Source organism: Nibrella saemangeumensis (assembly GCF_039541915.1).
GTDB classification, from domain to species: domain Bacteria; phylum Bacteroidota; class Bacteroidia; order Cytophagales; family Spirosomataceae; genus Nibrella; species Nibrella saemangeumensis.
The window spans coordinates 178,098-196,903 of the sequence record NZ_BAABHD010000082.1 but is presented as its reverse complement, the minus strand read 5'-3'; the positions used below and the strand labels follow the sequence as shown (position 1 = coordinate 196,903).

Sequence of the window (18,806 nt, the reverse complement as noted above, 5' to 3'; positions counted from 1 at the left end):
CGGGGGACGCGATTGTATCGCGCTTTTCCTATGCGTTAGTGCTGTGGCAGCACCCGTTTGGCCGCTTTTACTGGCGTCGCAGCCGCAGACCTCGTCCGTCCCGCATTACCAACGCAGACGAGCCGTTACCGGCCCATCCAGTTTTTAAACTCACCTGCCCGTTCACGACTTACCAGCACTTCCTCCTCAGCGGGTGGTTGTAAGGTTAATTTCAGCTTGCCGCTGAAATACGTATGTATATCTTTAACCGATTTAACGTGCAGCAGGTATTGCCGGTTTGCCCGGAAGAAGGCTTTTGGGTAAAGCATGCCTTCCAGCTCATCCAGGATGTAATCCAGGCAATACACTTCCTTTTTCCAGGTTTTCAGAAATGTAATTCGGTCGTGGTAATAGAAATAAGCGATATCATCTACCTCAATCGAGAAGAAACGTTGCCCTACTTTTACTAAAAAACGATCCCTGTATTCTTTGACAGGCTGGCGTAACTGGATCAGCAACTCTTCGAGACGAAGCGATGGGCCCGGCGGCAAATGGCTGCTCAGATTTCTGAATTTGACCAGAGCAGCCTGTAAGTCCTCTATCTTTATGGGCTTAAGCAGGTAATCGATGCTGTTGACCTTAAACGCCCGGATGGCGTACTCGTCATAGGAGGTGGTAAAAATCACCGGGCTATTCACCGTTACCTGCTCAAAAATACTAAAGCTTTGTCCATCGGAGAGTTCGATGTCCATCAAAATAAAGTCCGGTTTGGGTTGCGATCGCAGCCACGCAACGGATGCTTCAACACTGTCTGTGACACCGGCAATCTGAAGCGTGGGATCTATTTGCGCCAGCAACTGACGAAGACGGTCAACGGCCAGCGGTTCGTCTTCAATGATCAGGACGTTCATAGGGTTTGCTTTTTAGAAGGGGCAGTATAACGGTAAAGTGACCATCCTGATCGGTAATGATCACCTCATTTTGGTTCAGTAGCCGGAATTTGGCCAGAATATTAGTGAGACCCATTCTGGAAGAGGCTACGGCCAGCGGCTTTCGTTGCAGGTTATTTTGCACCCGCAGAAACACCCTGTCACCGGCCGGGTCCTGCTGGGTCTGCAGCGAGATCGTCAGTGGCCTGCTCAACGAAACGATGTTATGCTTCACCGCATTTTCCAACAGCAGTTGCAGCGTAAGAGACGGCAGCAAATAATTCATCCATTCCGGGTTGATGGTGACGTCTAACCGAATAGCCTCCCCAAAGCGCATCTTTAGCAGGTGGAAGTAGGATTGCGTAAACTGAAGCTCCTGCTGTAAGGTAGCCAGCTCATTCTCGCTGGTTTGCAGCAGGTACCGGTAAACAGACGATAACTCAATCAGAAACGTTTCGGCTTTGGCCGGAGCGGTGTGAATAAGCGACAGAACCGTATTGATGCTGTTGAACAAAAAGTGGGGATTCACCTGGGTTTTCAGCGAATCAAACTGACTTTGCAAATGAGCCTTTTTCAACGCTTCCCGCTCCTGGTCGAGCCGACGTAATTCGTAGAAGTTATACAGCACCTCGTGGGCACCGATAATCAATGCGCTAAAGAAAAAGCTGGAGCTAAAATACAGGGAAAACGGCTCAAAGGTAAACGCTGCGCCGGTGACGATGAGTTTGGAAATACCGCTGATGAGGGTACCGGTAATCATACCCAGTGTGCCGCTCACCAGCAGTGAAAACAGAATTCTCGGCAAAGTCTTGCTGTAATGGGGGTAGCGATCACGAAAGACCAGCAGCACACGGTGCGTTATCAGCCATTGCACCGAAGCCAGCGCCAGTATAGAACCAATTCCCAACAAGGCGTCTGGCGTGACGCCCTTCCGATATTGCTGCTCACCCACATACCAGGCACAAACGAAAAGCAGAATGCCAATCAGCAGCAGTTTTCTTTCCAGCCGGGATAAATCGTTGTTCTGCATAGTTACGAATGTACTTACGTTCGGCCGCCAAAGCCAAAATGACTGGACCAATATAGCTTACTGGCAGAAAAGGCAGAACAACCGGCTGGCCTGAACAGCGGAACGGGAAAAATATCGACGCTTAAAAACGGCTTTTTACTGCTTTAAACAGGCGTCTATTTCAAATGAAGCCAAGAGCGGTCAATTTTGACAGGTCATCAGGCACCCTGATTACGCCATTCTGTTCCACACCAACACACTTACGTGAAGAAAACCATGGAAAACCAATTATCGCCCGCAATCGCCGTTATGCCCGGCTCCTCTCTGTATGCCAGCGCCCTGGCCGGCTGGCGAACCGGTCTTTTAGCGACCTTCAGCTGGATAGCGCTGGGGATAGAGTCGATTATTCATCCGCAGCAGAACAACATCCGGGACTTATACTGGATGATCCCGTTTACCCTGACAGCGTTAACCTTTGTTTACCTGCACCGGCTGCAACGATCAGCGACTTTTTTAACCGAACAAATCGCCTTTTACGCCCTGATGGGTAGTATGGCCTTGGTCTGGCTAGGCAATGTCGGCCTGCTAACCGATCAGCCCCTGCTGACCATCTTTAGTTTTCCCTATGGCCCCCTGCTATGGATTTCGGCCCTGATTGGGTATGGGGTAGTCACCTTAAAAATTAATCGCCTGCCCCGGTATGTCGGATGGACCCTTATACTGCTCGAACCAGTTTCGCTGCTCTGCGGGTTGGCGTTGTCTCCGGTAGCACCGCTCCTGGATCGTGGAGCCTACAGTGCCGGGGTAGAGAAGGGAATGGCCGTTTTTCTGGTAGCCTGGGGCATTCGGTCGCTGACCCGACGTATCAACTGACTGGATTCTTTCTACTAACAATTACTTACCCGCCTACCGGTAAAACGGTGGGCGGGTTTCTTTTGCCAATTTCACTATTCGCTACCTCTAGTCGGTAAAACGGCCGGCGAATTTTCTTTTACCTCTGTAAGCGACGAAAGACCGGAACGCCTACGCAGCCTTTTTTCGTTACTTTACAGAGAGATTATGATAAAAATTGCGAACGTGTCGTTTCCCACCGACCATATCCGTCTGCTGTTCGGACTAAAACTCCGGCAGTTGCGCCTTGACAAAGGATTATCCGTGAGCGAACTCGCTCAGGCATCGGGTATGTCTGTATCGTACGTTACCGAGATTGAAAAAGGCCGAAAATACCCCAAAACCGACAAAATAGCCGCCCTGGCTAATGCCATGCAGGTAGACTACGACAGTCTGGTTTCGCTTAAACTGAGCAAAAAGCTGGAGCCCATCTCCGACCTGCTGCGTTCCAACTTCCTCACCGAAATACCACTCGAACTGTTCGGCATCGACCCCGCCGACCTGCTCGAACTGCTGGCCGAAGCGCCCGATAAGGTCAGCGCCATGATCCGGACGTTCATGGACATCGCCCAGAGCTATAACATGAGCGTAGAGCGGCTGTACCTGACCATGCTGCGGTCATACCAGGAGATGTACGACAACCATTTTGAGGACATCGAAGCAGCCGCCAGCCAGTTCCTGAGCGAGTTTCTGCCCCAGGGCCAGCCCGTATCCGAGTCGCTGCTGACCAACCTGCTACGCCTTCAGTACAATATCGACATCCACCAGTTTGACCCGGTGACCCAGCCTGAACTGGCTCAGCTCCGGTCTGTGTTCCGGCCCGAAAGCCAGGTGCTGCACCTGAACGCCAACCTGACCACCAACCAGAAAACATTCATTCTGGCCCGCGAACTGGGTTTTCAGTACCTCAATTTGAAAGTCCGGCCCTGTACGTATGCCTGGGTAGAGGCCGAGTCGTTTGAGCAGATCCTGAACAACTACAAAGCCTCGTATTTTGCCGGGGCTATCCTGATCCGGCGCGAGCAACTGGCCTCCCGCCTGGAAGCGTTTTTTCAGCGCGAAACGTGGAGCAGCGACGATTTTCTGCAACTGATCGCCGACTTCCACTCCACGCCCGAGCGTTTTTTCTACCGGCTCAGCAATATCCTGCCCAGAGATTTTGGCATCGACCAGTTATTCTTCTACCGGTTCAACAACACCGCCGGACAGAACATCTTCCGGCTGACGAAAGAGATGCACCTCTCCCGGCTACAGGGTCCCAGAGGTATGGTCGATGAGCACCACTGCCGCCGGTGGGTGGCCCTCACCAGCCTGCAGGAACTGGCCCTGCTGCAACAGCAAAAGGAGTTCAACGGCTCCTTGTGCCGGGCGCAACTCTCCCAGTATGCCGATACCGGCAAGACCTACCTGATTATCACGGTCGCTCACCCCCACCAGCCGCAGATTGGTCAGAACATGAGTGTATCCATGTGCTTTGCCGTCAACGACGCCTTAAAGAGCAAGATGCGTTTTTTGAACAACCCGGCCAATGGCATTAACCACCGCATCGTCAACGAAGCCTGCGAGCGCTGCGGCCTCTTCGACTGCCGCGAGCGCGTAGCCGCCCCCACCGTGCTCCAGAAACGCCGGCAGCTGGAGGCTATGAAGCGGGGTATGGAATCGTTGAAATAGTCAGACCGATGGCCTGACTTATTTGAAGGCTGGCAGTCCGGTGATTTCCGCGCCCAGAATCAGCAGGTGTATGTCGTGGGTACCTTCGTAGGTGACCACGGACTCGAGGTTCATCAGGTGACGCATGATGGGAAAATCGCTGGTGATGCCCATACCGCCGAGGATCTGGCGGGATTCTCTGGCTACGCGCAGGGCCATTTCAACGTTATTGCGTTTGGCCAGGGAGATTTGCGCCGAAGAGGCCACGCCCTGGTCTTTCAGCATGCCGAGCCGCCAGCAGATTAGTTGAGCTTTGGTAATCTCGGTGAGCATCTCGGCCAGTTTCTTCTGCGTGAGCTGAAAGCCGGCTATGGGCTTGCCAAACTGCACCCGCTCCAGGGCGTAGCGCCGGGCGGTTTCGTAGCAATCCATGGCCGCCCCCACGGCTCCCCAGGCAATGCCGTAGCGGGCCTGGTCCAGGCAGGACAGGGCCGCTTTCAGCCCTTCGGCAGCGGGCAGCATATTTTCCTTCGGCACCTTCACGTCCTGAAATACCAGTTCGCCGGTGATGCTGGCCCGCAGCGAGAGTTTGTTGTGGATTTCCGGGGTCGTGAAGCCTTCCATGCCGCGTTCGACAATCAGGCCTTTGATCGCGCCCTGATCGTTCTTGGCCCAGACGATGGCCAGATCGGCCAGCGGGGCATTGGTAATCCACATCTTGGCCCCGTTGAGCAGGTAATAGTCGCTGCGCTCGATGAAGCTTGTCTCCATCCCGCCGGGGTTTGAACCATGACCCGGCTCCGTCAGGCCGAAGCAACCGAGCAGTTCCCCACTGGCCAGCCGGGGCAGAAACCGGCGCTTTTGCTCTTCGGTACCAAACGCAAAGATGGGATACATCACCAGCGAACTCTGCACAGAGACCGTCGACCGCATACCCGAGTCACCCCGTTCGATCTCCTGCATCATCAGGCCGTACGATATGTAATCCAGGCCACCGCCCCCGTATTCGGAGGGTAGTGTCGGGCCGAACGCGCCAATCTGCGCGAACTTCTTCACGATAGATTCCGGAAACTCGGCCCGCTCGGCATAGTCTTCGATGATGGGCGTGATTTCCCGCTTCACAAAGTCGCGCATTGAGGTCCGCACCAGCCGGTGTTCGGGCGTCAGCAGGTCGTCAATGTTATAAAAATCGGGCGATTCAAAGAGGTCGGTTTTGTTGCGGGCTGTTGTTGGTTGCATGAGCTATGGGGTGGTTTTTATAGTAGGCAGTGGGTAGATAGCAGTAGGCAGATGTAATGAGCAGCGGGGTGGCCCCACTTCTGCCTACTGCTATCTTCCCACTGCCTACTGTTGCCTCTATAAAGCAGAACTCAAAAGAAAAAGTGAATGTTGTTTCAGGTAGGGCTAGATTTGCCCTTAATTTATTGTTTTTTGCCTTTTGTAAGGATAGCTACCTTACCAGACGAGTATGATTCATCCGATATCGCTCACGCTGAGCCCCGAACAGGCGTTGGACGAAACGGCCTTCCGGGCCATTGCTTTAGAACAACTGCGCATAACCGATAACCAGGCCCCTCTTGTCCGCAAGCGCCGGCAGTCCATCGACGCCCGTGGGCGTCAGGTACGGGTTCACGTCGATGCCGAAGTAATCGTCGGCGAAACGCCACCACCCGTTCTCGAATTCCGCAGGGAATACCCGGACGTCAGTCGGGCTCCGCAGGCCATTGTAGTTGGTGCCGGTCCGGCCGGATTGTTTGCGGCTTTGCGGTTAATAGAACTGGGCGTTAAACCCATCGTGCTGGATCGGGGCAGTGATGTCCGCGCCCGCCGACGCGACCTGGCCGCCATCAACAAAGACCATATCGTTAACCCGGAGTCCAACTACTGCTTCGGCGAAGGTGGTGCCGGTACGTACTCCGACGGTAAATTATACACGCGCTCGACCAAGCGCGGTAACGTCCGGCGTATCCTGGAAATTCTGGTCGCCCACGGCGCTACTGACCAGATTCTGGTCGACGCCCACCCGCATATCGGCACCAACAAACTGCCGTATGTAGTGGCCGACCTCCGCCAAAGTATTTTGAATGCAGGTGGTGAGGTTCGGTTCGATACCAAAGTTACGGGGCTGATTGTGGAGAACGGCGAGATGAAAGGTGTTGTCACGGCCAATGGCGACGAAATTACCGGCCTGGGGGTAATCCTGGCCACCGGCCATTCGGCCCGCGACATCTTTTACCTGCTGCGGGATAACAACATTGCCATCGAAGCCAAGTCCTTTGCCATGGGCGTGCGCATCGAGCACCAGCAGGCGCTGATCGACCAGTTGCAGTACCACCGGCCCAACCGGGGTGATTACCTGCCGGCGGCTTCGTACAGCCTGGTGACGCAGACCCGACATGGCGGAGTAGAGCGCGGGGTCTTTTCGTTCTGCATGTGCCCCGGGGGGTTTATTGTCCCGGCGGCAACGGCACCGGGCGAACTGGTCGTCAACGGCATGTCGCCCTCCCGGCGGGACTCCCGGTTTGCCAACTCCGGCCTGGTGGTCACCATCACCGAAGCCGACCTGAAGCCGTACCGGCAACACGGACCGCTGGCGGGACTGGTGATGCAGCAGGCTCTGGAACAGCGGGCCTGCCGGCTGGCCGGTAGCGGCAACGGCCAACCGTCCCAGACCGCACCGGCCCAACGCGTAGCCGATTTTGTAAACGGCCGCGTTTCGCCTAACTTGTTGCCCACCTCCTACCAACCCGGTCTGGCGTCGGTGGATATGGCAGACGTGCTGCCCGATCACATTGCCCAGCCGCTCCGGCAGGGGCTGCGCGACTTTGGCAAGAAGATGCGCGGCTACCTGTCCAACGAAGGGCAGATCATTGGTGCCGAGAGTCGCACCTCCTCGCCGGTCCGGATACCGCGCCAACCGGACACCTGCGAGCACGTGCAGGTACGCCGGCTGTTTCCCTGTGGCGAAGGAGCCGGATACGCCGGAGGTATCGTATCGGCCGCCATGGACGGCGAGCGATGCGCGGAACTGTTAGTTGCTATTTACAAGTAAGTTTACTTGTTTCAGGTTCCATGTCTCAGGTTCCATGTTGCAGTGTGTAGATTGCTTTTAACTTGAAATTTGAAACGTGGAACCTGGAACTCTTTAATCTGAATGCTGCAAACGTCATTTACAACTTTTACCGAAGCCCTTCATAGGAACCTGCAGGAGCCGCTGCCGGGGGAGGCTGCCCATCGGAAGATGGCGTCGGCATCGCGGATGCGGCAAATGCTGAAACCCAACGAGCGTACCCGGAAAAGTGCGATACTTATTGTCTTTTACCCGTACCAGGGCTCGATCTACATGCCGCTGATCCTACGGCCGATTTACGACGGCGTTCATGCCGGGCAGATGGCATTTCCGGGTGGCCGCATGGAGCGCACCGACCGTAGCCTGATTCAGACGGCCCTTCGGGAAGCGCAGGAGGAAATTGGCATTCGGGTGACGGACGTGCGGGTGCTGGGTACGCTGACGGAACTCTATATTCCGCCCAGCAATTTCTTTGTGCTGCCGGTGGTGGGCATACTCCCCTACCGCCCCGACTTTTACCCCGATCCCCGCGAGGTAGACCGGGTGGTAGAGGTGGAGTTACATACGCTGATGGACGAGAGCATTATCGGAATTAACGAGATCGAAGTGCGGGGTACCACCATTGACGCGCCGTTCTACCAGATTCAGGAGTTCCGCGTCTGGGGAGCCACGGCCATGATGATCAGCGAACTGCTGATGGTTATTGATCATATTGTCTGATTTTCGTCAGAATCCGCCATTTTTGCCGCGAAACGCGGTTTTTATCGGATTTTTTTGTATATTTAAGGAGTCATAGACAGGTCTGGCTCTCGCATCAGACATGCTCTGTAAGACCCCACCTGTCCCACATTTTTCAATCGTAACGCTTCATGATGAACGAACAGGAACATCAGGAACCTACCGAATCCAAAACAACAAATACGAAGAAAGAAGAAACCCTACACGTCCAAACTGTCGTGTCGGGCCTTTACGAAAACTGGTTTTTGGACTATGCCTCGTACGTAATCCTGGAACGCGCCGTACCGGCCGTTGAGGACGGGCTAAAGCCGGTGCAACGCCGGATTCTGCACGCCCTGAAGGAGATGGACGACGGGCGTTTTAACAAGGTGGCCAACGTGATCGGTCAGACCATGCAGTACCACCCGCATGGCGATGCATCGATCAACGAAGCCCTGGTCACCATCGGTCAGAAAAACATTCTCTTCGATACCCAGGGCAACTGGGGTGATATTCGCACCGGCGACGGTGCGGCCGCTCCCCGGTACATTGAGGTACGGCTCTCGAAGTTTGCCAACGAAGTCGTTTACAACAACGACACGACCGAGTGGCAGCTTTCCTACGACGGCCGCAAGAGAGAACCCGTGGCTTTACCCGTTAAATTCCCCTTGCTGCTGGCGCTGGGCGTTGAAGGTATCGCGGTTGGCCTGTCGACCAAAATTCTGCCGCATAACTTCAACGAACTCATCGAGGCTTCCATCCAGATTCTCAAGGATAAGCCGGTGGTGCTCTATCCCGACTTCCCGACCGGTGGTCAGATCGACGTCAGCAATTACAACGATGGGCTGCGGGGTGGCAAAGTACGGGTTCGCGCCAGGATCGAGGAGCTGGATAAGAAGACCCTCATCATCCGCGAAATTCCGTTCGGCACCACGACCACGTCGGTGAAGGATTCGATCATCAAGGCCAACGACGACGGGAAGATCAAAATCAAAAAGGTGGAGGACCTGACGTCAAAAGACGTGGAGATCCACGTTCACCTCGCTCCCGGTGTGTCGCCCGATATTACTATCGACGCGCTGTACGCCTTTACCGAGTGCGAGGTATCCATTTCGCCGAATGCCTGCGTGATTATCGCCGACAAGCCGCACTTTGTCACGGTCCTGGATATCCTGAAGCTCAATACGCACCAGACGGTTCACCTGTTGCAGCGCGAACTGGAGATCCGGAAGCACGAGCTGATGGAGAAACTGCTGTACAGTTCGCTGGAGAAGATCTTCATTGAAAAGCGCATTTACCGCAAAATTGAGGAGTGCGAAACGTTCGAAGCGGTGATCGAAACCATCGACAAGGCGCTCAAACCGTACAAAAAAGAGTTTTACCGCGAGATTACGGAAGACGATATCATCCGGCTGACCGAGATCAAGATCAAGCGGATTTCGAAGTACGACGCCTTCAAGGCCGACGAACTGATGCGGAGGCTGGAGCAGGAACTCACCGAAACCGAGGATAACCTGGCCAACATCATCCGGTACTCCATTCAGTATTATAAAGACCTCCACAAGAAATACGGCAAAGGCCGCGACCGCAAAACCGAGATCCGGGCGTTCAACACCATAGCCGCCAATGTGGTGGCAGCCGCCAACCAGAAGCTGTACGTCGACCGCGAAGGCGGCTTCATCGGCTCCGGCCTGAAGAAAGACGAGTACGTGATGGACTGCTCCGACATTGATGATATCATCGTGTTCCGGCGCGACGGCAAGTGCCTCGTCACAAAAATTGCGGATAAAGTCTTCGTCGGTAAGGATATTATCTACGTCTCTGTCTTTAAAAAGAATGACGAGCGGAAGATTTACAACCTGATCTACCTCGACGGTAAGTCGGGTATATCGATGGCCAAACGTTTCCCGATTACGGCCGTAACCCGCGACCGCGAGTATGACCTGACGATGGGCAACCCGAAGTCGAAGGCACTGTACTTTACGGCCAACGACAACGGTGAAGCGGAGGTGATCACAGTTAACCTGACGGCGCAGAGTTCGGCCAAGGTCAAGCAGTTCGACTTTGACTTTGCCACGCTGGGCGTCAAGAACCGGTCGGCGCAGGGGAACATCCTGACCCGGTACCCAATTCGGAAGATCGTGCAGAAAAGTGGTGGGGTATCCACCCTCGGCGGGGTAGATATCTGGTACGACGATCACCTGGGTCGCCTGAACCGCGACGAGCGGGGCCGCCTGCTGGGCAACTTTGAAGCCAAAGACAGCATTCTGGTGGCCTACAAAGACGGCACCTATGAGCTGACCAGCTTCGACCTGACTAACCGTTATGAGCCGCACGACATTGCTGTGCTGGAAAAATTCGATCCGGAGCGGGTGCTGTCGGCGGTCTATTACGAAGCGAACCAGAAAGCCTGGTATGTGAAGCGTTTTAAGGTAGAGACGACGACAATCGATAAGAAGTTCAGCTACATCGGCGACGTCAAAGGCTCCCGACTAGGGGCGGTCACCAGCGAACGGCACCCACGAATTGAGTTGACGTACCAGCTTAAAGACCGCGGCCCGGTGGAGAAGATGGTGCTGGAGCCGGAAGGCTTTATTGATGTACGCGGCTGGAAAGCCCTGGGGACTAAATTACCGTACGCCAAAATAAAGGATGTCAAATTGCTGGCTCCGCGCGTTATAGAAGGAAAACCGGCTTTGGAAGGCCAGTCCGGTACCAAGGGGAAAGCTCCCGCCATACCGGTCCTGGCTGACCCCGCCGAAGAAGTATCGGCAATCGATGTTGCGGCAACCGATGTTGCGGCAGCGAGTGAGCCGGTACAATTAGGTTTGTTTTCTTAATTGATGAACCCAACGTTGTACACCACTGACTACACCGATCAGGAGACGCCATCCCGCGTATCGATGCGGCAGGTAAAGCGAATTATCAAGGGAGGAATCCTGCTGGCATTCCTGACCATGATCGTTATTCTGCTGTGTAACTGGTGGGTGGTGTACAGCACAAAGGGTCAGATTTTCTTCCATATCAATCAGCTTCCCTCCAACGACGTAGCCCTGGTACTGGGTACCAGCAAGCACGTCAAGGGGGGGAAGGAGAATCTTTTCTTCCGCTACCGGATGGAGGCCACCGCTCGGCTGTTCAAGGAAGGCAAAATAAAATACATTATCCTGAGCGGCAACAACGATTCGGAGTACTACAATGAGCCTTCGGACATGAAGAAGGCGCTCATTAAGCTTGGCGTACCCGAATCGGTGCTGACGCTCGACTACGCCGGCTACCGCACCTTCGACTCGGTAGTCCGCTGCAAGGAGGTATTCAACCAGGAGAACATCACCATTATCTCCCAGAACTTCCACAACGCCCGTGCGCTGTATATCTGCGAGCACGAAGGCATCAACGCCGTAGCCTTTGCCGCCCAGGATGTGCCCGACGGGTACTCCTTCCGGACGCTCATTCGTGAATACCTGGCCCGGCCCCGCGCCATGCTCGATGTTCACTTCCTCCGCCCACAGCCTGTTTATATTAATCGGGAGATCAAGTAGCCGGCTTACCGTTGACTAAGTCGCCTGACCATTTCTTTAAAAATTTCTCCTAACTTACTGAGAAGTTATGGCAGGGTATACGCCTATTGCAAGTGCCCTTCCTGGTTGTATGCCTACATAGTGCCCCTATGCTGTACCGAAAATATCAACCGGCCCCGCCCCTGCAACCATTCGTCGAATGCTATTTCGTCTGGGACAGCGAGCAAAATTTACCCGAAGCGTTTCGGGTAGAGTCACCACCCAATGGTTTTGGCTCCATTGTTCTCAATTACGGCGGAACGTATGCCATCCAGAACCCAAAACATTCGGTGCTGGAGGTTCCGGCCGCGTTTATTACCGGTCAGGCCACGCATAGTTATCAGCTTACCCTCCATGACAGTATCCATATGGTCGGTATTGTGTTTAAACCGACGGGACTGAGCAACCTGTTTGGACTACCTATGTACGAATTCTCCGACGAGCGCTTCGACCTCCTGGCCGTGCTCGGCGAAAAGGTGCAGGGCCTGTACGACCGTATTGGCGAAGCGCCGGACATGGCTACCCGTGTTACTCTGCTGGAGCAGTTTCTGCTGTACCGGCTGTCGCTGCTGAAAAATCCGCTGAACCGCACCGATTATGCCGCCAACCTGATTGTTGAGAAGCGGGGTGTGATCAACATCAACGAACTGATCGGTGATCTTTACATCTGCCGGCGACAGTTTGAGCGGCAGTTCCTGCACAAAATAGGCGTCAGCGCCAAATACTACGCCCGCATTCGCCGGATTAGTTACCTCTGCGCCGAACTGGCCTCCAACCGCTGGAATGTCAGCGACTGGCACGAGATTATCTATAAGGCCGGTTATTACGATCAGTCGCACTTCATCAAAGACTTTACCGGTTTCACCGGCAAAAGCCCGTCGCTCTACGTTAAAAGTAATATCGAACTGGCCAACTATCTCCGGGATGAGTGAGAACCCCCGATTGTAAAAACGTCCGTTTTTTACAATGGCAACCGGGGCCACCCTTGTAGTTTTGCTTTGTCAATCCGACAAAACACCAGTAAACATCTTCTTTTATGGAAACCAAAAACAACGTAGAATCGGTAACCGAGCTCACCCGCAAAGGAACCTGTATTGAATTTTTTTCGGCGTATCAGGATCTGGAAACCGACCGCATGATCGGTCTCTGTGACCCCAACGGCGAAGTCTGGTTTAAACCGCTCGGCGAAGATGGCCGGGGCACCATTGGGGGTCTGGGTCGCAATCTCTGGAGCCTGCTGATGGACTGCTTCCCCGACATTGACAATACCATTGACACCATGGAGACCGAGGACGACAGCGTCGTGTGCAAAGTGGTGATCTTCGGTACCCAGGCCAAAGACTTCGCCGGTATTCCCAGCAAGGGGCTGCGCTTCAACAGCGACCACATTTTCATCTTTCGGTTCAACGAAGCCGACAAGGTCATCAGCATCACTATTGACTGGGACCATCAGCGTTTTCAGCAGCAGTTGGGTGCGTTGTAAACCAGCCGTCAGGTACAAAACATCGTTCTATCCATTCCATTTTAACCATGAAATTTATAGTCATTTTTCTGTTCGCCTGCCTGGCGGGTCATACGGCTTTGCCCCAGCGGCTCTGGACCAAAGCCGATCAGCAATACCAACTGGACAACCTCCGGCGTACCCGCGCCGAACTCATTAAAGAAACCGAACACTTAACAGACGAGCAGTGGCACTTCCGTGAGTCGCCCGACCGCTGGAGCATTGGCGAAATTGTGGAGCATCTCGGCTACTGGGAGATGCTGTTCGCCCGTGACGTATCGATGGCCATGCGGCCGAAAGCCGCACCGGAACTGAACCAGACCTGCGCGCCCGACAGCGTTCACTTCGCATTTATCATGGAGGAAGCTAAACATATTTCGCCCGACTTCTCACGCCCACTGGGCTTTATGCGGGGTAAAGATAACCTGCGGTTCTTCCTGAAGCTCCGCAACGAACACATCGGCTTCCTGGAGAAAACAGACGCCGATCTGCGGGCCTACTTTCAGACGACCGCCCCGGACCGGAGACGCAGCGTACACCAGATGTATATCGTTATGTGGGGGCACTGCGACCGGCACATGCGCCAGATACTCCGGGTCAAAGCGCACCCGAACTACCCAAAAGCATCACAGCTGACAACGCAGCGCTAAGCTGATCCGATAAATCGTTGTTCTGGAGGGGCTTGCCGGCAGCGGCCAGGCCCCTCCTCTGTTTAACCATTCCTGCCCCCCCTCCTGAGTTGTTTTTTTTCGGCTAGTTGCCGTTCAATCAAACCTTTGCCTGTTTCCGGGCTGTGGAGTGCCATGACCCGGAATTCCTGAAATTATATCCTGCTAAATCGGTAAGTTTAATAAAGCATTCATTTTCAGGCTTTTTAACTCAGGTCAAACTATGGATCTTAAAACCGCTTCCGATGTAAGCGCCCTTCTCGACGAAGGAGCGATTCAATTGTTTAAGGCCAGTTTACAGGGCCGGCTTCTCCGCCCTGGTGACGAAGGGTATGATAAGGCAAGGATTGTTTGGAACGGGATGATTGATCGTCGTCCGGCCATGATCGCCCGGTGCTTACAAACCGACGATGTCCTGAATGCGGTAGCGTTTGCCCGCCGGTACGGCCTTCTGGTATCGGTAAAAGGCGGAGGACACAATGTAGCCGGCAATGCAGTTTGTGAAGACGGACTCATGATCGATTTATCGCTTATGAACAACGTAACCGTAGATCCGGACAAGCAGATTGCGGTAGCGGGTGCCGGAGCGTTATGGAGCGACCTGGACCAGGAAACCCAACGCTATGGTCTGGCTACTACGGGCGGAACGGTATCGCACACCGGTATTGCCGGGCTAACGCTGGGCGGTGGCCTGGGCTGGTTGATGGGTAAGCATGGTCTTACCTGCGACAATCTCCTGTCCGTACAGTTGGTTACGGCCGATGCGCGGGTACTCACCGCCAGCAAAACTGAAAATAAAGATCTCTTCTGGGCAATTCGGGGCGGTGGCGGGAATTTTGGAATTGTCACCTCCTTCATGTTTCAGCTTCACCCGGTAGGGCCTGAGGTGGTGGGCGGAATGATTCTCTACCCGATGGAACAGGCAAAAGAAGTTCTCCAGTTTTACCGGGACGTTGCCCGAAGACAACCGGATGCCCTGATGCTTTTCGCGGGTTTGCTGACCACGCCGGACGGGTTACCCGTTATAGCCCTGCTGGTCGGATGGTTTGGCCCGACCGGGGAGGCAGAAGACCGGCTCCGGGAAGTACGCGCCTTCGGTAATCCCCTGGCCGATCTGGTGCAGGCAATGCCGTACAGCCAACTCCAGGGTATGTTCGACGCCGGCATGGCCCATGGCATACACCGGTATTGGAAGTCCGGCTACATCCGTCAAATTGACGATGCATTCATCAATACCATCCTGACAAACGTAGCCAAACGGACATCCCCCCTGGCCGTCGTTCTGTTTCTGCACATGAAAGGGGCCGCTACCCGGATCGAGGCCGGAGAGACCGCTTACGGCCTGCGGAACGATCAGTGGGATTTTGATATTATTTCGCAATGGACCAACCCTGACGAAGCGCCAGAGCAGATCGCCTGGGTTCGCAATTTCTGGAATGAGATAGAACCGTTCACCCAGGGGGTATACGTAAATCATCTTGATGCTGAGGACGGCACCAGCCGCATCCGGGCGGCTTATGGCCCGAACTATGATCGGTTGACTGAGTTGAAGGCCAAATACGATCCGGACAATTTTTTCCGGTTGAACAACAACATTTCTCCCCTGATGCCTGCGAACCACCCAACTAATTGAAAAACAGCTAGTTTATTTTCGATTAGACCGGGTCTCTTTACCAGTCCCTTACCGTTCGCTCAAACGATGGCTCGTTTTCGGGTCATTTGAGGGCTTGTCTCAAAAGTGATAGTAAATGTCCCAAATTTACTATCACTTTTTTCTGAGTCTTCTTACGTTTGTTTTAAGCGAGTTGCCGTGAAGCCACAGTCGGCGGCTTCAAAACCAAAGCCGGTTTGCCAAACGCTGGCTGAGTAACGGTGGTACCCGTGCAGGTACAAGGTTTCACAATCACGAAATTCGATTATCCTCCTTATTACTCCTGCAGCATGAAAACTTCTTTCCTCCTTTTCTCCCTGTTCCTGGTCACGGCATGGACCCAGGCCCAGAATTCCGATGAAGCCGCCATTCGGAAAGTAACCGAAGGCGAAACGATGGCCTCGATGGCCGGTGATGTAGCGAAAGAACTAAGTTACTGGCGTAATGCACCGTATATCAGCCTTTCAGGAACCGGTGGTTCTAATAAGCCTCTGTTTGTTCAGGGTTATGAAAACGTCAAACGTCAGCTCGAAGAATGGGGCAAAATGCCCATAGCGAGTACCATGGGGAAACCACAGCTTTTGTACTCAGACTATCAGGTACGAGTAAGCGGTTCGTCGGCATGGGCTACGTATCGCCAGAAAGTGACCTTCCCAAACGGCCAGGGGCATACCAACCGTGAAAGCCGGTACCTGGAAAAAGTCGGAAACGACTGGAAGATCGTCAACGTAACTTTTATGGTGGAGGAACTCAATTACCCCGACTCCGGCGATGAAACCTCGATCAAAGAGGTTATTGAAGGCGAAACCAAAGCCTTCGGCAACCGCATGGCGGATAAGGTGATGTCGTACTGGGCGCATACCCCCTACATTTCCCACAGCATGGAGGTTATGGGCTACGAATCGCTCAGCGATGCTATGCTCAAAGTAGCGGCCGGTAACCCCTCCATTGCGGAGTACCAGAGTGCGGCTAACTCCGACTACGCCATCCGGGTGAACGGAACCTCCGCCTGGGTGACGTTTATACAGGAGCGGCAGACCAGCGCCGGGAAAGCCCGCGCCAGACAGGCCCGTTACCTCGAAAAACTCGATGGGCAGTGGAAACTGGTGGCCGTACTGGCCGACGATGAAGTACCACCGATGACCGAAGCCCTGGTGAAGTCGATGACGCGGGAATATGAGCAGGGGCCGTCTGCCTATTTCAAAAAATACTGCACGCCGGATTATGTATTTGTCGGCAGCGAAGGCGACCCCTATACGCTCGACCAGACACTTGACCTGCTGAAAAAAGTAGGCAGCGAAAAGGTTTCAATGCAGTTGACGGATCTAAAAATCCGTAACTACGGTAAAACAGCCATTGTGACGGGCATTAACACCAGTTCATACCAAACCCCTGGCAAATCAGCCAATACGTACAAAGACCGCTTCACCTACACCTACCTGTACGACGGCAGCCAGTGGAAATGGACCTCGGCCCAGCACGCCAAACTTGAATATAGTCCCAACGTTCTGTCAGAACGCAAATAAAGCTTACACTACCGGTTTCCCGGATTGGTACTAACCGCGACTAACAAGCACCATACCGGCAGTACAATGCCTGCCGGTGCCCCTAACCAATCATGAAAAATGACACATAACCGATCACCTTAACTAGTACAGCTATGCGCTCTGCCTTCCTCTCTCAACCAACATTCAGATTTCTAGCCGTCCTTATTATCTTTTTACTTACGACCGCCCAGGCCCGGTCGCAAAGCCCTGTAAACTACCTCGACCCTAGTGACCCCGACCGGGGGTACTGGAAACTACACACCGACCACGCCACCCGCAATACGATAGTGCGGCTGTACAACAGCGGCCATAAACTGGTGTACGAAGAAATTATGCCGGGACAGTACATTAAGCTCACAGACCGGACCGTAAGCCGCATCAGCGAAACACTGGAACTGGTGGCGTCCAACAAACTGATCCTATCCAAGGTAAAAGCTTATGATCTGACAGCTAACTCCCAGGCACCGGAACCCGTGATGCCAGAGCCCCCAACAGAACCGGCAATCAGTCCCGTTGAGGTTAACAACGAATATGCGCTTGTTCGGGTAGAAGCTCATGCGGTAAAAAATCCAACCCGGTTACTCGTCCACCTGAATAACCCAACCAAAAGGCGTTTAAAAGTTTCGCTGCAGGACAAAAATGGTCAGAGCTTTTTCACTGAATCGATTACCGCTGAAAAGTACGCCCGTAAAATTGACATAGGGGGCCTGATACACGGTGAGTATACCCTGATAGTCAACTCTCCCTATCGACGATATCCATACAGATACAGCCGGCAGGTTGTCGTGGCTGGGTCCGAACTGAGCATTAAATAACACTTCTTCCTCTTTAATCATGAAAAAAGCATTATTTCTCCTGCTGGTCATTCCAGCCCTGGGCTTCTATACTGACGACCCGGCCAATGTTCTGAACGGAGTCTATCGACAGACCAAATACCGCCACGGCACCATGACGGGCCTGAAAGTCCGCGACGACATGACGGCCCTGAAACTCTTTGTCAATGGCCATTGGGTTAGTGTTCTTTATAACCACAAGGACCCCGCCAAGACCGGGAGCGTTGGCGGAGGTACCTATCACCTGAAAAATGGCAAATACCTGGAGACCACCGGTTTCTATAGCTGGAACCCTACAGTCGTCGGGCAGACCATCAAATATGACTACTCGCTAAAAAACGGGGTGTACTACCAGAGAGGTATGGTGAGAGGAACCGAAAAGCACCACGACTACCTGTCGGAAGAGTACGCCGAGCGGATAAAAGCCGAAAAGCCGCTGACCGCTACGAACCTGGAGGGCGTCTGGCTCCACCTCTACTCCGAATATTCGGATCATTCGATGCATATGCGTGACCAACCGGGCACCATTACGCTCCAGTATATGATGTACCCCCATTTTGTCTCGGTCACCTACGGATCGAAGGAGAATGAGGTGCTGGAGTATTTCGGTGGAACGTACGAATTCGACGGGCAGCGGCTGAAGCAAACGATCGACTTTGCCAACGGAGACTTTTATGAGGTTGGGCAAATACTCAACTATACTATTACGCTGCATGATAACGCCTTCACGCAGGAGCAGTCGCGCTGGCGGGAGCTTTTTGTCAGTGCAGAACCGCACATGATGGCCATGAAGAAGTAAAG

16 protein-coding genes are annotated in these 18,806 nt (G+C 53.8%); 13 read left to right on the top strand and 3 right to left on the bottom strand.

What is annotated here, in order from left to right; all coding sequences use genetic code 11:
• Positions 1–125 precede the first annotated feature (125 nt).
• Positions 126–890 carry a LytR/AlgR family response regulator transcription factor gene (locus ABD949_RS25910; RefSeq protein ID WP_345248523.1) on the bottom strand — a complete coding sequence of 255 codons (765 nt, stop codon included), beginning with the start codon at positions 888–890 and terminating at the stop codon, positions 126–128.
• Positions 871–1,938, bottom strand: a complete 1,068-nt coding sequence (locus tag ABD949_RS25905) for a sensor histidine kinase (RefSeq protein ID WP_345248521.1) — start codon at positions 1,936–1,938, stop codon at positions 871–873. The genes ABD949_RS25910 and ABD949_RS25905 overlap by 20 nt, the downstream gene beginning before the upstream one ends.
• A 255-nt stretch (positions 1,939–2,193) precedes the next feature.
• Between ABD949_RS25905 and ABD949_RS25900 the strand changes: the two genes are divergently transcribed.
• Together ABD949_RS25900 and ABD949_RS25895 are read left to right on the top strand one after the other, a co-directional pair.
• Complete coding sequence (locus tag ABD949_RS25900; protein WP_345248519.1) at positions 2,194–2,790, top strand: hypothetical protein; 597 nt, start codon at positions 2,194–2,196, stop codon at positions 2,788–2,790.
• 204 nt (positions 2,791–2,994) lie between these two features.
• Positions 2,995–4,479, top strand: a complete 1,485-nt coding sequence (locus ABD949_RS25895) for a helix-turn-helix domain-containing protein (protein ID WP_345248645.1) — start codon at positions 2,995–2,997, stop codon at positions 4,477–4,479.
• Between the two features lie 18 nt (positions 4,480–4,497).
• Here ABD949_RS25895 and ABD949_RS25890 read toward each other — a convergent pair whose 3' ends face one another.
• Positions 4,498–5,697, bottom strand: a complete 1,200-nt coding sequence (locus ABD949_RS25890; RefSeq protein ID WP_345248517.1) for an acyl-CoA dehydrogenase family protein — start codon at positions 5,695–5,697, stop codon at positions 4,498–4,500.
• A 229-nt stretch (positions 5,698–5,926) separates the two neighbouring features.
• Between ABD949_RS25890 and ABD949_RS25885 the strand changes: the two genes are divergently transcribed.
• The 11 genes from ABD949_RS25885 to ABD949_RS25835 all read left to right on the top strand — a co-directional run bounded on the left by ABD949_RS25885 (position 5,927) and on the right by ABD949_RS25835 (position 18,804).
• Positions 5,927–7,510: an NAD(P)/FAD-dependent oxidoreductase gene (locus ABD949_RS25885; RefSeq protein WP_345248515.1), complete on the top strand. Its 1,584-nt coding sequence runs from the start codon at positions 5,927–5,929 to the stop codon at positions 7,508–7,510.
• Positions 7,511–7,612: 102 nt separating this feature from the next.
• Positions 7,613–8,248, top strand: coding sequence for an NUDIX hydrolase (locus tag ABD949_RS25880; protein ID WP_345248513.1), 636 nt, complete (start codon positions 7,613–7,615; stop codon positions 8,246–8,248).
• A 149-nt stretch (positions 8,249–8,397) separates the two neighbouring features.
• Positions 8,398–11,085 (top strand): DNA gyrase/topoisomerase IV subunit A, encoded by a 2,688-nt coding sequence (locus ABD949_RS25875; protein WP_345248511.1) that lies wholly within the window; start codon positions 8,398–8,400, stop codon positions 11,083–11,085.
• A 3-nt stretch (positions 11,086–11,088) separates the two neighbouring features.
• Entirely contained in the window at positions 11,089–11,787 is a 699-nt protein-coding gene (locus ABD949_RS25870) for a SanA/YdcF family protein (RefSeq protein ID WP_345248508.1), read from the top strand.
• Between the two features lie 128 nt (positions 11,788–11,915).
• The gene (locus tag ABD949_RS25865) at positions 11,916–12,737 is read left to right on the top strand and encodes a DUF6597 domain-containing transcriptional factor (protein WP_345248506.1); all 822 of its coding nucleotides are present in this window, start codon (positions 11,916–11,918) and stop codon (positions 12,735–12,737) included.
• Positions 12,738–12,841: 104 nt separating this feature from the next.
• Positions 12,842–13,288 carry an ester cyclase gene (locus tag ABD949_RS25860; protein ID WP_345248504.1) on the top strand — a complete coding sequence of 149 codons (447 nt, stop codon included), beginning with the start codon at positions 12,842–12,844 and terminating at the stop codon, positions 13,286–13,288.
• Between the two features lie 47 nt (positions 13,289–13,335).
• Positions 13,336–13,956 carry a DinB family protein gene (locus tag ABD949_RS25855; RefSeq protein WP_345248502.1) on the top strand — a complete coding sequence of 207 codons (621 nt, stop codon included), beginning with the start codon at positions 13,336–13,338 and terminating at the stop codon, positions 13,954–13,956.
• Positions 13,957–14,197: 241 nt separating this feature from the next.
• Positions 14,198–15,607, top strand: coding sequence for an FAD-binding oxidoreductase (locus tag ABD949_RS25850; protein WP_345248500.1), 1,410 nt, complete (start codon positions 14,198–14,200; stop codon positions 15,605–15,607).
• A 308-nt stretch (positions 15,608–15,915) separates the two neighbouring features.
• Positions 15,916–17,151 carry a DUF4440 domain-containing protein gene (locus tag ABD949_RS25845; protein ID WP_345248498.1) on the top strand — a complete coding sequence of 412 codons (1,236 nt, stop codon included), beginning with the start codon at positions 15,916–15,918 and terminating at the stop codon, positions 17,149–17,151.
• 134 nt (positions 17,152–17,285) lie between these two features.
• Complete coding sequence (locus tag ABD949_RS25840; RefSeq protein ID WP_345248496.1) at positions 17,286–17,987, top strand: hypothetical protein; 702 nt, start codon at positions 17,286–17,288, stop codon at positions 17,985–17,987.
• A gap of 19 nt (positions 17,988–18,006) precedes the next feature.
• A complete protein-coding gene (locus ABD949_RS25835; RefSeq protein ID WP_345248494.1) occupies positions 18,007–18,804 on the top strand; it encodes a hypothetical protein in 798 nt (265 codons plus the stop codon).
• The last annotated feature ends 2 nt before the right edge of the window (positions 18,805–18,806 follow it).

Excerpts from the sequence above, each read along its gene's own strand:
- ABD949_RS25840 (WP_345248496.1), top strand. The coding sequence starts at position 17,286 with ATGCGCTCTGCCTTCCTCTCTCAACCAACATTCAGATTTCTAGCCGTC.
- ABD949_RS25880 (WP_345248513.1), top strand. The coding sequence starts at position 7,613 with ATGCTGCAAACGTCATTTACAACTTTTACCGAAGCCCTTCATAGGAAC.
- ABD949_RS25835 (WP_345248494.1), top strand. The coding sequence starts at position 18,007 with ATGAAAAAAGCATTATTTCTCCTGCTGGTCATTCCAGCCCTGGGCTTC.
- ABD949_RS25855 (WP_345248502.1), top strand. The coding sequence starts at position 13,336 with ATGAAATTTATAGTCATTTTTCTGTTCGCCTGCCTGGCGGGTCATACG.
- ABD949_RS25885 (WP_345248515.1), top strand. The coding sequence starts at position 5,927 with ATGATTCATCCGATATCGCTCACGCTGAGCCCCGAACAGGCGTTGGAC.
- ABD949_RS25875 (WP_345248511.1), top strand. The coding sequence starts at position 8,398 with ATGATGAACGAACAGGAACATCAGGAACCTACCGAATCCAAAACAACA.
- ABD949_RS25870 (WP_345248508.1), top strand. The coding sequence starts at position 11,089 with ATGAACCCAACGTTGTACACCACTGACTACACCGATCAGGAGACGCCA.
- ABD949_RS25890 (WP_345248517.1), bottom strand. The coding sequence starts at position 5,697 with ATGCAACCAACAACAGCCCGCAACAAAACCGACCTCTTTGAATCGCCC.
- ABD949_RS25900 (WP_345248519.1), top strand. The coding sequence starts at position 2,194 with ATGGAAAACCAATTATCGCCCGCAATCGCCGTTATGCCCGGCTCCTCT.
- ABD949_RS25850 (WP_345248500.1), top strand. The coding sequence starts at position 14,198 with ATGGATCTTAAAACCGCTTCCGATGTAAGCGCCCTTCTCGACGAAGGA.
- ABD949_RS25860 (WP_345248504.1), top strand. The coding sequence starts at position 12,842 with ATGGAAACCAAAAACAACGTAGAATCGGTAACCGAGCTCACCCGCAAA.
- ABD949_RS25910 (WP_345248523.1), bottom strand. The coding sequence starts at position 890 with ATGAACGTCCTGATCATTGAAGACGAACCGCTGGCCGTTGACCGTCTT.
- ABD949_RS25845 (WP_345248498.1), top strand. The coding sequence starts at position 15,916 with ATGAAAACTTCTTTCCTCCTTTTCTCCCTGTTCCTGGTCACGGCATGG.
- ABD949_RS25905 (WP_345248521.1), bottom strand. The coding sequence starts at position 1,938 with ATGCAGAACAACGATTTATCCCGGCTGGAAAGAAAACTGCTGCTGATT.
- ABD949_RS25865 (WP_345248506.1), top strand. The coding sequence starts at position 11,916 with ATGCTGTACCGAAAATATCAACCGGCCCCGCCCCTGCAACCATTCGTC.